Raw genomic sequence first — 14,213 nt, 5'->3', positions numbered from 1 at the left:
GCGAACTATCCGCGCACCAGGTCGACGAAGAGCTCGTGCACGCGGCGGTCTCCGGTTACCTCCGGATGGAACGACGTCGCAATCACCGAACCTTGCCGAACGGCTACGATCCGGCCGGCAGCCTCTCCTGCTGCCGCCGGCACCTGGGCAAGAACCTCGACACCCGGGCCGACCCGTTCCACCCACGGCGCGCGAATGAAGACTGCCCGGACCGGGTCTCCGACAATGCCCTCGAAGTCGAGGTCCGATTCGAAGGAATCGACCTGACGACCGAAGGCGTTGCGGCGCACGGTCATATCGATAGCACCGAGGTGCTCGGCGTCAGGCCGGGTGTCGAGCACCTCGCTGGCCAGCAAGATCATGCCTGCACACGAACCGTAGGCAGGCAGTCCACCGCGAAGCCGCTCACGCAGTGGGTCGAGCAACTCGAAAACCTGAAGAAGCCGGCTCATCGTCGTCGATTCACCGCCAGGGATCACTATGCCGTCGACCTTGTCGAGTTCCTCCGGACGACGCACACCCACGGCATCCGCCCCGGAATCCGCCAATGCAGCAAGATGTTCGCGAACATCACCCTGGAGTGCGAGTACCCCGATCAACGGACGAGTCATGCGTGTGTTCCTGTCTTGTCTTCATGGTCCACCGGCTCGCGTTCGATCCGCGACAAGCCTTCTTGAACTACTGCTGCCACCATATTGCCGCTTCGATCGTAAATGCGCCCCTGCGTCAGGGCTCGCCCGAACCCTGCCGACGGCGATGTCTGGTCGTACATCAACCACTCGTCGGCCCGGAACGGACGCAGGAACCACATCGCATGATCGAGTGAGGCATTCTGCGTCTTCACGTCCTTGTGCGGCACGTTGGATGTGTTGAGCAGAGTCATGTCACTCAGATAGGCCAAGGTGCAGATATGCAGGAGTGGGCGATCCGGCAAAGTGTTGCGATAGCGGATCCACACCCGCTGCTGCGCAGGCATATCCGGCGCCGACGTGGCAACATCTGCGGGCACGATTCGCAGATCCCAGTTCCGCCACTCCTCGTGTAGCGGGGTTCCGGCAAAATCCGGATTGGTCAACGGGTCCGGCAGTTCCTCCGGCATCGGGACTTTCGGCATCCGGTCCTGATGCTCGATGCCCTGATCCTCGACGTGGAACGATGCCGACATCGAGAAGATCGTCTTCCCGTCCTGGACGGCGTTCACCCGGCGTGTGCAGAACGAGCGCCCGTCGCGGATCCGGTCCACGAGATACACCGTCGGAATCTTGGGATTACCCGGCCGCAGAAAATATCCGTGCAACGAGTGCACGTGGAATCGCTCGTCCACGGTACTGACGGCAGAGACCAGAGACTGGCCGGCCACCTGTCCACCGAAGGTGCGCTGCATGACAGTGGGGTGAACGGCCCCTCTGAAGATGTCTTTCTCCAACGTTTCGAGCTCGAGGATCTCCTCGATACCAATCATGTGTCCTCCGGCAGAGTAGAGCCGACAGCGCCGGCGGGCAACGGGTTCACATTATCGGTTCGCCGTCGCCGCACGGCACCATGGTGGCGTGAACGCCTTCATCCCCTCCACCCCGCAGGCCCTGGCCGAACAGGTTGTATCTCTGTGCGAATCACACCCGACACTTGCGGTTGTGGCGCTGGACGGCGCTGATTGCGCCAATCCGGCCGAACTCGCGCGGCTGATCGGAGTTGCCGCAGAGTCACGACAACGCCCGAGTGCTGTTGTCTCTCTTCACGACTACGTACGTCCGGCGTCGTTGCGGCTCGAGTTCGGGCACGAAGATCCGCTGAGCTATCGAACGATGTGGTTCGACTACGACGCTCTGGACCGTGAAGTTGTCACGGGTGCGCGGGTGCGTCGTACGTGGCTCCCCCAGCTGTGGGACGAAGTGGCCGACCGGTCGGCACGATCCTCCCGCCTCCCCGTTCACGATCGGACGGTGATCGTCGTCGCCGGACCGATGCTGCTGGGGCGCGGTCTCGACTTCGACGTCACCGTCCGGTTGAACATGTCCGAAGCGGCACTACGACGGCACACACCGCCAACCGACCTGTGGACCGTCGACGCGCTACTCGAATATCGGGGCGGCCTAACCGACCGGATCGACCTGGACGTGCGTTACGACCACCCGGCTCGGCCCGCTGTTCGCACTCACTGAGTGCGCAGGTGACGCGTCAGGCCTTCTTGGACGACCGCGGCAACCATATTTCCGCTCCGGTCGAAGATCCGTCCCTGTGTCAGCGCACGACCGAAACCAGCCGACGGCGACGTCTGGTCGTACAACAACCACTCGTCCGCGCGGAACGGGCGCAGGAACCACATCGCGTGGTCGAGTGATGCGGACTGCATCGGTACATCCTTGTGCGGGCCGCGCGACGATCCGAGCAAGGTCATGTCACTCATGTACGCAAGAGTGCACACGTGGAAGACCGGGTCGTCCGGCAGCGCCTCCCGCGAGCGGAACCACACTTGCTGCTGAGCCGCGGCACCGGGACGCTTACTGATATCGGCGTGTGGGACGAGTCGCAGGTCCCAATCCGCCCACTCTCGCGCCAGCCAGGCGGTCTCGCCGTCGTCGGAGTCGGTGGCCAGGTCGAGCGTCTCCGGATCTGGTACCGGCGGCATCTCGTCTTGGTGCTCGATGCCCTCGTCTTGAACGTGGAACGACGCCGACATCGTGAAGATCGCCTGGCCGTCCTGAATTCCCGTCACGCGTCGCGTGGTGAAGGACCGGCCGTCGCGCACCCGGTCGACCAGGAAGACGGTGGGCTCCTTGGGGTTTCCCGGCCGGAGGAAGTATCCGTGCAGCGAATGAACCGAGAATTCGGGATCGACGGTACGCACGGCCGAGACAAGTGCCTGACCTGCCACCTGCCCACCGAATGTTCGGGGCAATGTGGTCTCCGCGATTATCCCTCGGAAAATGTCCCGTTCGAGGCGTTCCAGTTCCAGAATTTCTTCGATCGTCGCCATCGCTACTCCCGTTCTCGGCGTCCGCCGCATCCTCACCGACAGTCACACAATGCCTGATCGTGGATACATTCAGCGAATTCAACCAGCCCAGACACGCGAAACACCTAAAACGGACACGATTGTTCTTTACGATTCGAAGTGCAGGTGAATTCACGATCGCAGACTGGGAGAACCCATGCGCCGTCACAGCACAACAGCAACCGTCGCTCTGACGATGAGCCTCGTCGTCCTGACGGGATGCGGAACCACGTCGAAGGTGACGGATTCCACTGGTGTGTCGCAGACTCAGGCCGCGTCGTCAAGTGATGAGCCCGCTCCGGCGTACGCGGCAACTTTGCGACCGACCATCGATAAACTGATGAAAGACAACGTCATTCCCGGTGCGGTAGTGCTGATCTCGTCGCCGACACAAGGCGACTGGACCGCGACATTCGGCACCCAGGTCATCGGCGAGGACAAACCGATGTCCTTGGACGACTACTTCCGCGTCGGAAGCAACACCAAGACAATGACGTCGACAGTCATTCTTCAGTTGGTACAGGAAGGAAAACTCAGCCTGGACGATCCCATCGGCAAGTACATCGACGGGGTGCCGAACGGCGACACGATCACCATTGCGCAGCTGTCGGACATGCACAGCGGGCTGTACAGCTACTCCTTCGACCCACAATTCAACGCGACGCTCGACAACGACCCGCAGAAGGCGTGGACACCGGAGGAATTGCTGGCTATCGCGTTCTCCCACCCTGTCGATTTTGCTCCCGGCGAGAAGTTCGAATACAGCAATACCAACATCGTGCTCCTCGGCCTGCTCATCGAAAAACTCACCGATATGTCTGCAGCACAGGCATTCCAGGAGCGCATCTACGAGCCCCTGGGTCTGACACACACGTCGTTGCCGGCGGCAAACGATTCCTCGATCCCCGACCCCCATCCGCAGGGATACTCCTTCGGCACCAATGTCTCCACGATCGACACCTTTGCACTCCCCGAACCCGAACTGAGCGCAGCGCTGGCCGGCACCTTGAAGCCGAACAACGAGACCGACGCCAACCCGTCCTGGACCTGGACAGCGGGCGGCGCAATCTCGACGGTCGGAGAGTTGGCCACCTACGTCAAAGCCCTGGTCGGCGGCGGGCTGCTGAACGACGAGATGCAGAAGGTTCGCCTCGACAGCATCCAACCCACTGATCCGAGCAATCCCTCCGCTGCCGGCTACGGTCTCGGCATCGCCCGCTTCGGACCTGCCCTGATCGGCCACGACGGCCAGATTCCCGGATTCATGACATTCATGGCGCACGATCCGAACACCGACCTCACCATGGTGATCGCGACAAACCTGGCGACGGTACCGACGGGCGAGGGATCGGCGTTGGTACTGGCCAAGGGCATCATTCCCACGTTCTACGGCGCGAGTGCCGTACCCGGTGGTGATCCCGCTGCGGTACCCGCGGCGCCGACACCGACTCGCTGACTAGTGATCTTCGTCCAACTCGCACGATTTGTCCCCTCTCACATGAGAAAATGAGACATGACCGCCAACGATCTCTCCTCGAATTCACCCGTCGCCGTACTTGCAGCCGAAGACAGCTGGAAACTGCTGGGCCAAGCCACATTGGGCCGGATTGTTGTCGGAGCTTCCGGCCGCGTGGACATTTTCCCGGTCAACTATGTGGTCGACGACAACCACATCTATTTCCGCACCGCCGAGGGCACCAAACTCGTCGAACTGACCATCGACGACCGCGTCCTGTTCGAAGCCGATCACGTTGGCCCAGAACAAGGGTGGAGTGTTGTAGTACGCGGAACCGCGCGGGTGATTACGTCGTTCACCGAAACCGCCAAGATCGACGAATTGGGATTGCGCTCCTGGATTCCGACGCCCAAGTACAACGTTGTCGAAATCACGGCAACCGAAATCACCGGCCGTGCCGTGAAATTCGATCACGACTAAAGCTGAGCGAGATCCGGGCCCAGTACTCTAAGGTCAGCCCACCGCCCCGGCCTCCAACGCAGCCTTCCAGCCGCCGTACTCGCTGATGTCCTTGCCGGTCGACGCCGCATCCTGGTCGCAACCGAATCCGGTTCCCCAACTGCCGTCGTCGAATTCGACCGACCCGAGCATCATCGGCGTCGGTAGCGCGGCAAGGAACGTGCCGAGAGCAGCGGGAGTGAGTTGCCAACGCTCCCCCACGATCGCCACGCCGCCATCCGCCACCCGGACCAACCCCGGTTTGGGCGGCGTAGTGTCCAGCGCACTCAACCGGTAGCGCGGAGCGGTGGCTACCGGGCCGAGCCACCGGGCGCCGAGCCCCGTCAACTGATGCTCGAGCGGCTGACCGCGCAGGTGAGCGCCGAAGACCGACAGTTCAACCGTGTCCGCCGGTTCCGACGTCCATCCTGTTGCCTTGTCACCGGTTATCAGTGCTGCGATGTCGGCCGCGACGCCGTCCTCGAACGCACGCGCCAGCACCGTCACCCCGAACTGCGCATCGCCGGCAGTACCGGCGGGAACAGCGAGCGCTGACAGGTCGAAGAGATTGCAGAAGTTGGTATACCTCCCCATCCGGGAGTTCACACCGATCGGATCAGCAGCGACCTCGGCGATCGTCGGATGTTCCGGCGCCGTCGGCACAATCAGGGCATCACATCCGTCGAGCGCCTTCATCGCCCGGTTCCGCAACTGCGCCAACAACTCCCGATCCGCCAGTAGTCGATGCGCCGGTATGGCTCCGGCGGGTGCGACGATCGAACGTACCGTCGGGTCCACTGCATCCGGGCGGGCGTCGACGAATTCACCTACCGCCGCGTATCTTTCGGCGACGAGCGCACCGTCGTACAGCAGCTTCGCGGCATCGAGGAACAGTGTCAGGTCAATCTCGACTACCTCGGCACCGCCGGCACGCAACCGTTCGACAGCCGCACCGAACGCCGCCGCCCACTGCTCGTCCAGTCCGGGCAACAAAGCCGGAACTGCGACTCGTGGCCGCGGCGGCGCAGCCAACCTGACGTCGCTCGGCCACTGGCGGTCCGGTGCACCCGATGCCATCACGGCCATCGCGGACTCGGCGCCGGCCAGATCCGCAGCAAAGATGGTCACGCAGTCGTAAGAACTGCAGGCCGGAACCACGCCCACGGTGGAGACAACTCCGACCGTCGGTTTGACGCCCACGATGCCCTGTAGACCAGCCGGAACACGGCCTGACCCCGCCGTATCGGTGCCGATTGCGATGTCGACCAACCCAAGAGCGACGGCCACTGCTGACCCCGAACTCGAGCCACCCGAGATGTACTCCGGACGACGCGAATCCCGCACCGCTCCGTGCGGGCTACGAGTGCCCACCAACCCGGTCGCGAACTGGTCGAGGTTCGTCTTGCCCAGCACTACCGCGCCCGCCGCCCGTAGCGCCGCAACCGCCGCCGCGTCTACTGCCGGCGTGTACGCGAACGCGGGACATCCAGCGGTGGTCGGCACGCCGGCCACATCGACGTTGTCCTTGACCGCGAGAACCACACCTCGCAGCGGTAGGTCAGCAGTGGACGCGTCAACGAGTGCAGCCTCGGCCATCACGTCGGCTTCGGGGCGTAGGTGTATCCAGATCTCCGGCCTGTCAGCGGTTTCAATCGCCCGATACGCTGCCGCGACCCGCGCCGTAGCGGTAATCCGTGCGCTCACGCGGCCACCTCCTTGACTGTTGTTGTGGTGCGGGCAAATTCACCGGCAGCAGACCACGCGTCTCTCTCGGCGCCGAACGCTACGGCTTGGGTGGCTCGGAAGGCCTCGATGGAATCTGCATTGGCGGTGAGGAATTGCTCGTGTTCGGCGAGAGAGAAACTGCCATCCGTGATGTGCACGCCGCCGGGCCCTCCCGCGGCCGTCTCGGCGCGCAGTTCAAGCAGTTCGTCCGGTTCGACGGGATACCACGAGATCCGGTCGAAGAAGCGCAGCAACCAGGGTGTGCCGTCCTCGAACGGGCCGGACTTCTCCGGGTACCGGTGGTTCCACACCTGGGTTGTGCGACCGACGAACTGGTAGCCGCCTGGGCCTTCCATGCCGTAGATGCACAGGTACGCACCGCCGATCCCGACGGCATTCTCCGGCGTCCAGGTACGCGCGGGGTTGTACTTGGTGGTGACCAGACGGTGACGCGGATCCAGTGGGGTGGCCACCGGCGCGCCGAGATAGACGTCGCCAAGCCCGAGCACGAGGTATTCGGCGTCGAATACCGTGTCGAAGACGTCGGCAACCGAGTCCAGCCCGTTCATCCGCCGAATGAACTCGATGTTCCACGGGCACCACGGCGCGTCGGCGCGGACACCGTGCATGTACCGCTTGATCGCCTCGCGAGTGGACGGGTCGTCCCAGGACAGCGGCATCCGGACCGATCGGCTGGGCACCACAAGTTCGGACGAATCCGGGATCTGATCCTCGGCCTCGGCGAGCAAGCCCATCAATTTCGACACCGGCAGAACGTCGGGGTCGACGCGCACCTGCAGCGACCGGATGCCGGGAGTGAGATCGAGTAGCCCCGCCGGCTTCTCTGCCTCGAGTCGCTGGTGCAGTGCGTGCGCCCGCGCCCGAAGCGCGAGATCGAGAGTCATGTCCCCGTATTCGACCAGAACATTGTCATCTCCGGAGCGGCGATAGGTCACCGCGGTCTTGCCGTCGCGGCGGGCGATCACTCCGTCGTCCCCGTCTCCGCCGCCGCTGAATACGGCCGGCAGGCTCGCGCGACGGCTCAGGCCCAGTTGGCGTTTCGACGCGGCGCGATCGGCGCGGATCGGTACGAATCGCACCGTGTCTCCGGGGCTCAGCTGCCCGAGCTTCCACCTTTCTGCGGATACAACGGTAACCGGGCAGACAAATCCGCCCAGGCTCGGTCCGTCGGGCCCGAGCAGAATCGGGGTGTCGCCGGTGAAGTCCAGCGCACCAACCGAATAGGCATTGTCGTGAATGTTGGAGGGGTGCAGACCCGCTTCGCCGCCGTCGTTGCGCGCCCAGTCCGGCTGCGGCCCGATCAGGCGGACCCCGGTGCGGTCGGAGTTGAAGTGCACTTCGTAGTCGGTGGCGTACAACGTGTCGATGTCGTTGCGGGTGAAGAACTCCGGTGCGCCGTGTGGTCCCTCGGTAACGGCGATCTCCCAGCGGTCACCGATCACCGGTACGTGTTCCATCGGAACTGGTTGAGCGGCATCGGGGTTGCACAGACCTGCCCCGCAGCTCAACACGTCGCCCTCGCGTAGCGTCCGACCTTCGTGACCGCCGAATTTGCCGAGCGTGAAGGTGGCACCGCTGCCCAGGTAGTCCGGCACGTCGATTCCGCCGCGTACCAGCACGTAAATCCGCAGTCCCGGACCGGTTGTCGCCCCGACGTCGAGGACGCCGCCGGCCGGAACGTGGACCGGCGCCCAGGCCCGGACCTGCAGTCCGTTCACTCGGACGGTGGCCGGCGCGCCGGTGACGCAGACAACGGTGGCCTCGGCGAATCGCAGCGCGGGGCCGGCCATCGTGCACTCGAGTCCCGCTGCTCCCGGTTCGTTACCGAGTGCTTCGTTGCCAAGCCGGAAGGACAGGTCGTCCATCGGGCCTGACGGGGGCACACCGATCTGCCAGTAGCCGACGCGGCCCGGCCAGTCCTGAACGGTGCTCAGCATGCCGGGACGCTGAACGGTAATCTCGGTCATCGCTGTTCCTCCGGCCGGGTCACGATCATCCGCACCGCTGTGGGGTCGAAGCCGTTGCAGGGGTTGTTGATCTGCGGGCAGTTCGACACGAGCACCAGTGTGTCGATCTCAGCGCGCAAAGCCAGTCTCTTACCCGGTGCGGAGAGTCCGTCGACGATGCCGAGTGTTCCGTCCGCGTCGACCGGAACGTTCATGAAGAAGTTGATGTTGGAGACCAGGTCACGTTTGCCCAGTCCCCACTTGGCGCCCTCGATCAGAAAGTTCTCGACACATGCGTGCTGATGCTTGGTGTGGTGGCCGTAACGCAAGGTGTTCGACTCCTGCGAGCAGGCGCCTCCGACGGTGTCGTGGTTGCCGACCTCGTCGCCGACAAGCGTCATCAGTGCAGTTCCGTCGTCGGCACGAAGCACGGATCCGGTGGTGAGAAACAGATTGCGCTGCGCTGCAACGGTTGCGGCAGCCGAGTACCGAACGCCGTGATCGTCGGCTGCATAGAAGAGGGAGTCGACGGCCTGGTTGCCGTACAGGTCGACGATGGTCAGGACGTCGCCGGCTCGGACGATCGCAGACCAAGGTCCGCGCGCGCCGACAGTCCCATCGAGGATCACGGCTCCGGGGACGAGAGCGGGAGTCTCTACAGCGGTGGTCATTTGGCGTCCCTTCCGAAATGTGCTTCATAGGCGGGCTTGGCAGCGTTCCAGGCGTCCTCGGTGTTGAGAACTGCCCGGCGGTACTCGGGGTCGTCGCCGGGCAGAGCGTCGAGGTCCTCGGGCGCTTCCCACGCCACTACTTCGAGGGACGTGGTGCCGAACGTGGTGTCCGGGTCCAACGGGTGGGCGGTATTTGCAATCAGCACGATGACAGGCAGATGGATCAGTAGCTCCAACTCCGTTCCGGCGCCGGCATTTCCGGTGCTGGTCAGTGCGCCGTCCGGCTCGACTCGTACGCCGTGGAACAGTGTCAGCACCGGCGGCAGGTCGCGGGCGGTCAGACCGTGCTTGGCCGCGGCCAGAGTCAACAATTCCCGCCCGGCGGGTGCTCCCGAATGTGCCGATCCCTCGCCGTACTTGGCTGTGTTCGTGGCCAATGACGTAGTTCCGCAAAACGCATCGTGGTGACCGGAGGTGTCGGCGACAACAGTCGCCAGTATCCGTCCCTGGTCGGAGAGCAGTGGATGGCCCACCCTCAGGTACGCCTGCCACGGCACCTTGACGGTGTCGGCAATGTTGAGCCGCTCGTGCGGAGCGTCCGCCCGGTAGAGCAGCACGTTCGCGCAGGCACTGCCGGCGATGTCGCGCAGTCGGATCCGCGTGCCGCGGGCCAGCACCTTCGAGGTGTATCGGCCGCCGGGCACCGTCTCCGCCCAGGTCAGCCGGTTCGCGGTGATGCCGACCGGAGGCGTGGGCCATGCGGAGGCGGGAAGGACCGGCATCGAGTCGGTGATCGCGCCGGCCTGCGAGCGGGCGTGCTCGCGGGCGGCTGCTGTGGTGTCAGTAGCTGCTGTGGTGTCGGTGGCAGTGTCGGTCGTGGTCACTTCGTAGCTCCAATCGTGACGGGGTTCGGAACGGTCTTGCCGCGCGGGTAGCAGAGAGCGCCCACCAGGACGACGGCAACGACGGTGATCGGGGCAGCCCATTGCAGAATCGGCATGTCACCGGAAGGGTTGAAAATTTCGGCACGCGGCCAGGACAGGTTGATCACCATTGCGGCTCCGTACAGCACCGCCGCGATGTTGACCGGGATGCCGAAAGCACCCAGTGAGAACAGCTTTCGCCCTTCGGAGTCGTACTGGACATCTCCGTGCGGCCAACCCTGCAACCGGCGTCGCAGCAGCGGAACGGTAACCATCAGGTACGCCAGATAGATCAGCACGATGCACACGCTCGACAGAGTGGTGAAGATTGCCGAGTTGCCGACGTTCACCGCGAGCACCAGGATGCAGGCGATACCGATCAGGACGGACGGCGCAACCGGAGTTCCGGTGCGGGCGTTGACCTTCGAGAGGGTCTTCGATGCCGGCAGGCGGCCGTCGCGAGCCATGGAAAACATCAACCGCGATGCGGCGGTCTGAATCGCGAGGGTGCACACGAAGACCGCGATGGCGACGTCGATCAGCAGGAGGGTGCCCCACGGGGAGCTCAGGATTGCGCCGAGTACGTACGGCAGGCCTTCGCTTGCGAGCCGGCCGTCGGTGAGGCTCGGCGCTGCCATCAGCGCGCCGACGATCATCAGGCCACCGCCGAGTGCGGATACCGACAGTGCCAGTCGAATGGTGCGCGGTGCGACGCGGCGCGGATTGCGGGTCTCCTCGGCCAGCTCGCCCGCCGAGCCGAAGCCGACCATGACGTATGCCGCCATCAATCCCGAGACGATCCAGGCCCAGATGTAGCCTGGCTCGCTACCTGCGGCGCCGGTATCGAAGACCACCTGCGGACCACGCTGGGCGTGGGTGAAGAACATTCCGATCACCGCGATGACGCCGATGATCTCGCAAGTCACACCGATATTGTTGATCCGCGACATCCAGTTCACGCCAACGCAGTTGATCGTTGTCGTGAGCACCAGCAACACGGAGCCGAGCAGTACCGCGTTGGTTGCGCCACTCGCCGACGTCAGCGAACTGTCCTCGCCGACAATCTGGAATCCGCTCCACACGTTCGGCAACACCACCTGCAGTGCGATCGCCGCCGCGGAGGCAGTGACTATCTGCGCGATGATCATGAACCAACCGGCGAACCACCCGATGATCTCGCCGCCCATCCGCCGTGACCATTGGTAGATGGCCCCCGAGATCGGGTAGCGCGCAGCAAGTTCGGCAAAGCTCAGCGCGACCATGAACTGGCCGAGGAACACGCACGGCCACGTCCAGAAGAACGCCGGTCCCGCGAAGCTGAAGCCGAGCCCGAACAACTGGAAGATCGTGGTCAGGATGGAGACGAACGAGAAGCCTGCCGCGAACGAGGCGAACTTGCCGAGCGAGCGGTGCAGTTGCTGCTCGTAGCCGAACTCGGCGAGGTCGTTGTCGTCGCTGGGCTTAGGTGCCGCGATCGTCATTGATTCTCCTGGGAGGCCTGGGGGCGGTATTCCTGTCAGTTGACAGTTTTCTGCGCTCCCGTTCCCGGCCGGTGTCTCTCATGTTTCGCTGTGTAGCGATTGCGTTGCGAGTCGATGACATCGGTTAACGAAACGTTTCCGAACCCTCACACGGGTAGTCGGTGATGCTCGGCGGGGCGGCACAGCATTAGATAAGGGCCATGAACGTCGTCCGCGATCCATCGATGCTCCCGGTGGGCGAGTTGTTGCGTGGGCCCGCACTGACCTGCGAACCGGAGACAACCGCCGCCGACGCTGCCCGCGCGATGACCGCTGCCGGCCGTCGTTACGTACTCATTCCCCTTCGCAGCGGAACGCTGGGCATCTTCACCGACGGAGACCTACGCAGGCGGATTGTTGCGGCCGGACTCGGCACCACTACCCCAGTGTCCGAAGTGATGACCACTCCAGTGCACACGGCAAGCGCTGACCGACTCGGCGCCGACGTGCTGCTCGACATGCTCGAACGCGGAGTGAGGCACCTGCCGATACTGTCCGCACGCGGCGAGGTTCTTGGCGTGGTCGAGGACGCAGACCTGTTCGCCACCGCAACGCGGAGTGGATTCCTGGTGCGCAGCACTATTTCTCAGGCGACCGACACCGACGAACTGGTGGCCGCGACTGCACGGATCCCGGAGCTTGTGGTGGGGCTGTGGCGAGCACGCGTAGCGGCGATCGATGTCAGCGCCATCGCGTCGGTACTCATGGACGCCGCCGTCACCCGGGCCGCCAGCCTCATCGCCGACGGCCATCCCGGATCGACCTGGCTTTCTCTCGGCAGCGTCGCTCGTCGCGAGGCCATGCCCAGCTCCGACGTCGACAGCGCGCTGATCTGGCCGGACGACCACAGTCCCGAACGGCAGGCCCGCGAAACCGCCTATGGAAGTCGGGTACACGGACTACTGCAGCGCTGCGGACTCCCCTCTGATGCCAACGGAGCGGTTGCGTCAAGTCCGCGGTTCGCGCGTTCGGAATCCGACTGGTTGCGCGGGCTGTACGGCTGGCTCGCCGATCCTTACGCCGATCAGGGTGTCGTGATGGTGTCGCTGCTCGCGGACAGTCGCGTCGCGCTCGGCGACGACTACCTTGCCATGTCCCCCGTTGTTTCCGAGCGACTCCATCCCGACGCGCTACGGCTGCTGCTCAAGGAAGCCGTCGAAGGTAAGGCGCGGATGCATTCACTGCGCGAGCGTCTCACTCGCCGCACCGATTCCGTCGACATCAAGGCACAAGGTGTAATGCCGATCGTGAATATCGCGCGGTGGGCCGGACTCGCGGCAGGCTGCGCGGACCCGTCCACCACAGTGCGACTGCGCGCGGCAGCGACCTCGGGAATTCTCCCCGACGACGACGCGACAATGCTCGCCGAGTCGTTCGACGTGCTCGCCCAGATCCGGTTGCGGCACCAGTGCGAGCAGATCGAACGAGGTGAAGCCCCGACCGACGTCCTGCCACTGGACTCGCTGACCCCCCTGTACCGGAGTCTGCTCGGGAGCGCCGTCCGTGAGATCGCGGGCCTGCAGCGAAAACTTGCATACACGGGGCCACCGGCATGACCGAACTGACCGCCCCGCAGCGGCACGCGGTTCGTCAGACGGTGGCGGCCGAGCGACTCGAAGGATGGCAGCCCAGCAGCGACGACCTCACCGATTTGGACGCGCTGGCCGGCGGCACCCTCACCTGCGAGGACTACATCGAACATCACCGCAGCGCCGCATCCGCGCGCGCAGTCCCGCGTCGGCGACGGCTCGCCTTACCGCGTCCGTACCTGGTCACCGGGACCACCGTGCTGCGCAACAACTTCGGATTCCAGGACCATACTCAGCTGCGGGACGTCGAGTATGCCGCGACCGCAGCTCGCCTGCTCCAAGCCCATCTGCAACCCGCGCCGAGGCCGCGGCAGGTGGATGCCGAGTACATCTTCGGGTTGCACGGGCAGGTGTTCGGTGACGTGTTCGGCTGGGCGGGGCAGCAACGCATAGTCGACATCACCAAGAACGGCGACGGCTTCGCACCGGTCGGTTCGATCAGCCGATACTTGCGTGAAGTCGAAATCGCAGTTGCGGCGACAGACTGGCACCGAGCCGACCGTGGCGGGCTGGCCTACGCGCTGGCGACTGTCTACGTCACCTACAACCACGCGCATCCGTTTCGTGAGGGAAACGGCCGCACCGGCAGCCTATTGCTCCACCAACTCACCAGCTCGACCGGGTTCCTGCTCGACCTGTCGAGCATCGATGCTGCGGAATGGGTTGCCGCGTCTCGTGATTCGTCCCCCTTCCGCCGGACCGGCGCTCCGTCGCCGCGCCCGCTGATTCCCCTGTTGCGGCGCGCGCTCGTAGACCGCTGTGCGCCTTTATTAACGTCGGGCTCACGTGGTTGACGCAACGAGCGATGTGCGAAACCTTTCCAACGGAGTATCCCATTCAAGGGTTTTGCGGGGCCGTGAGTTGAGCAA

The 14,213-nt window shown here is 64.3% G+C and carries 13 protein-coding genes; 5 read left to right on the top strand and 8 right to left on the bottom strand.

The window, feature by feature from the left end; all coding sequences use genetic code 11:
- Nucleotides 1–5: 5 nt before the first annotated feature.
- Nucleotides 6–611, bottom strand: coding sequence for a pyridoxal 5'-phosphate synthase glutaminase subunit PdxT (gene pdxT, locus ACFRFQ_RS07495; protein WP_378655149.1), 606 nt, complete (start codon nucleotides 609–611; stop codon nucleotides 6–8).
- On the bottom strand, nucleotides 608–1,462 hold the full coding sequence (locus ACFRFQ_RS07490) for an acyl-CoA thioesterase (protein WP_378655146.1): 855 nt from the start codon (nucleotides 1,460–1,462) through the stop codon (nucleotides 608–610). Before ACFRFQ_RS07490 ends, pdxT begins: the two co-directional genes overlap by 4 nt.
- Nucleotides 1,463–1,550: 88 nt before the next feature.
- On the opposite strand from ACFRFQ_RS07490, the gene ACFRFQ_RS07485 reads away from it, so the two are divergent.
- A complete protein-coding gene (locus ACFRFQ_RS07485) occupies nucleotides 1,551–2,162 on the top strand; it encodes a hypothetical protein (RefSeq protein WP_378655143.1) in 612 nt (203 codons plus the stop codon).
- Here the strand turns inward: ACFRFQ_RS07485 and ACFRFQ_RS07480 are convergent.
- Nucleotides 2,156–2,977: an acyl-CoA thioesterase gene (locus ACFRFQ_RS07480; RefSeq protein WP_378655141.1), complete on the bottom strand. Its 822-nt coding sequence runs from the start codon at nucleotides 2,975–2,977 to the stop codon at nucleotides 2,156–2,158. The genes ACFRFQ_RS07485 and ACFRFQ_RS07480 overlap by 7 nt on opposite strands.
- Nucleotides 2,978–3,152: 175 nt before the next feature.
- Between ACFRFQ_RS07480 and ACFRFQ_RS07475 the strand changes: the two genes are divergently transcribed.
- Both ACFRFQ_RS07475 and ACFRFQ_RS07470 read left to right on the top strand, forming a co-directional pair.
- The gene (locus tag ACFRFQ_RS07475) at nucleotides 3,153–4,451 is read left to right on the top strand and encodes a serine hydrolase domain-containing protein (RefSeq protein ID WP_378655138.1); all 1,299 of its coding nucleotides are present in this window, start codon (nucleotides 3,153–3,155) and stop codon (nucleotides 4,449–4,451) included.
- A 57-nt stretch (nucleotides 4,452–4,508) separates the two neighbouring features.
- Nucleotides 4,509–4,931: a pyridoxamine 5'-phosphate oxidase family protein gene (locus ACFRFQ_RS07470; protein ID WP_378655136.1), complete on the top strand. Its 423-nt coding sequence runs from the start codon at nucleotides 4,509–4,511 to the stop codon at nucleotides 4,929–4,931.
- A 33-nt stretch (nucleotides 4,932–4,964) separates the two neighbouring features.
- Here the strand turns inward: ACFRFQ_RS07470 and atzF are convergent, their stop codons facing one another.
- From atzF to ACFRFQ_RS07445, 5 genes are read right to left on the bottom strand one after another with little or no spacing between them, the layout of a single operon-like run.
- A complete protein-coding gene (gene atzF / locus ACFRFQ_RS07465; RefSeq protein ID WP_378655133.1) occupies nucleotides 4,965–6,653 on the bottom strand; it encodes an allophanate hydrolase in 1,689 nt (562 codons plus the stop codon).
- Complete coding sequence (locus tag ACFRFQ_RS07460; protein WP_378655130.1) at nucleotides 6,650–8,662, bottom strand: 5-oxoprolinase/urea amidolyase family protein; 2,013 nt, start codon at nucleotides 8,660–8,662, stop codon at nucleotides 6,650–6,652. The genes atzF and ACFRFQ_RS07460 overlap by 4 nt, the downstream gene beginning before the upstream one ends.
- Nucleotides 8,659–9,312 (bottom strand): urea amidolyase associated protein UAAP2, encoded by a 654-nt coding sequence (locus ACFRFQ_RS07455; RefSeq protein ID WP_378655128.1) that lies wholly within the window; start codon nucleotides 9,310–9,312, stop codon nucleotides 8,659–8,661. The genes ACFRFQ_RS07460 and ACFRFQ_RS07455 overlap by 4 nt, the downstream gene beginning before the upstream one ends.
- Nucleotides 9,309–10,196: an urea amidolyase associated protein UAAP1 gene (locus ACFRFQ_RS07450; protein WP_378655125.1), complete on the bottom strand. Its 888-nt coding sequence runs from the start codon at nucleotides 10,194–10,196 to the stop codon at nucleotides 9,309–9,311. Before ACFRFQ_RS07450 ends, ACFRFQ_RS07455 begins: the two co-directional genes overlap by 4 nt.
- Nucleotides 10,193–11,716 carry an amino acid permease gene (locus ACFRFQ_RS07445; RefSeq protein WP_378655122.1) on the bottom strand — a complete coding sequence of 508 codons (1,524 nt, stop codon included), beginning with the start codon at nucleotides 11,714–11,716 and terminating at the stop codon, nucleotides 10,193–10,195. The genes ACFRFQ_RS07450 and ACFRFQ_RS07445 overlap by 4 nt, the downstream gene beginning before the upstream one ends.
- Before the next feature lie 200 nt (nucleotides 11,717–11,916).
- Between ACFRFQ_RS07445 and ACFRFQ_RS07440 the strand changes: the two genes are divergently transcribed.
- Both ACFRFQ_RS07440 and ACFRFQ_RS07435 read left to right on the top strand, forming a co-directional pair.
- Complete coding sequence (locus ACFRFQ_RS07440) at nucleotides 11,917–13,311, top strand: putative nucleotidyltransferase substrate binding domain-containing protein (RefSeq protein ID WP_378655120.1); 1,395 nt, start codon at nucleotides 11,917–11,919, stop codon at nucleotides 13,309–13,311.
- Entirely contained in the window at nucleotides 13,308–14,138 is an 831-nt protein-coding gene (locus ACFRFQ_RS07435; protein WP_378655117.1) for a Fic family protein, read from the top strand. The genes ACFRFQ_RS07440 and ACFRFQ_RS07435 overlap by 4 nt, the downstream gene beginning before the upstream one ends.
- Nucleotides 14,139–14,213: the final 75 nt, after the last annotated feature.

The organism is Rhodococcus sp. NPDC056743, assembly GCF_042790355.1.
GTDB lineage: Bacteria > Actinomycetota > Actinomycetes > Mycobacteriales > Mycobacteriaceae > Rhodococcus_F.
The sequence above is the reverse complement of the archived record's forward strand: the minus strand, read 5'-3'. Positions and strand labels throughout refer to the sequence as shown.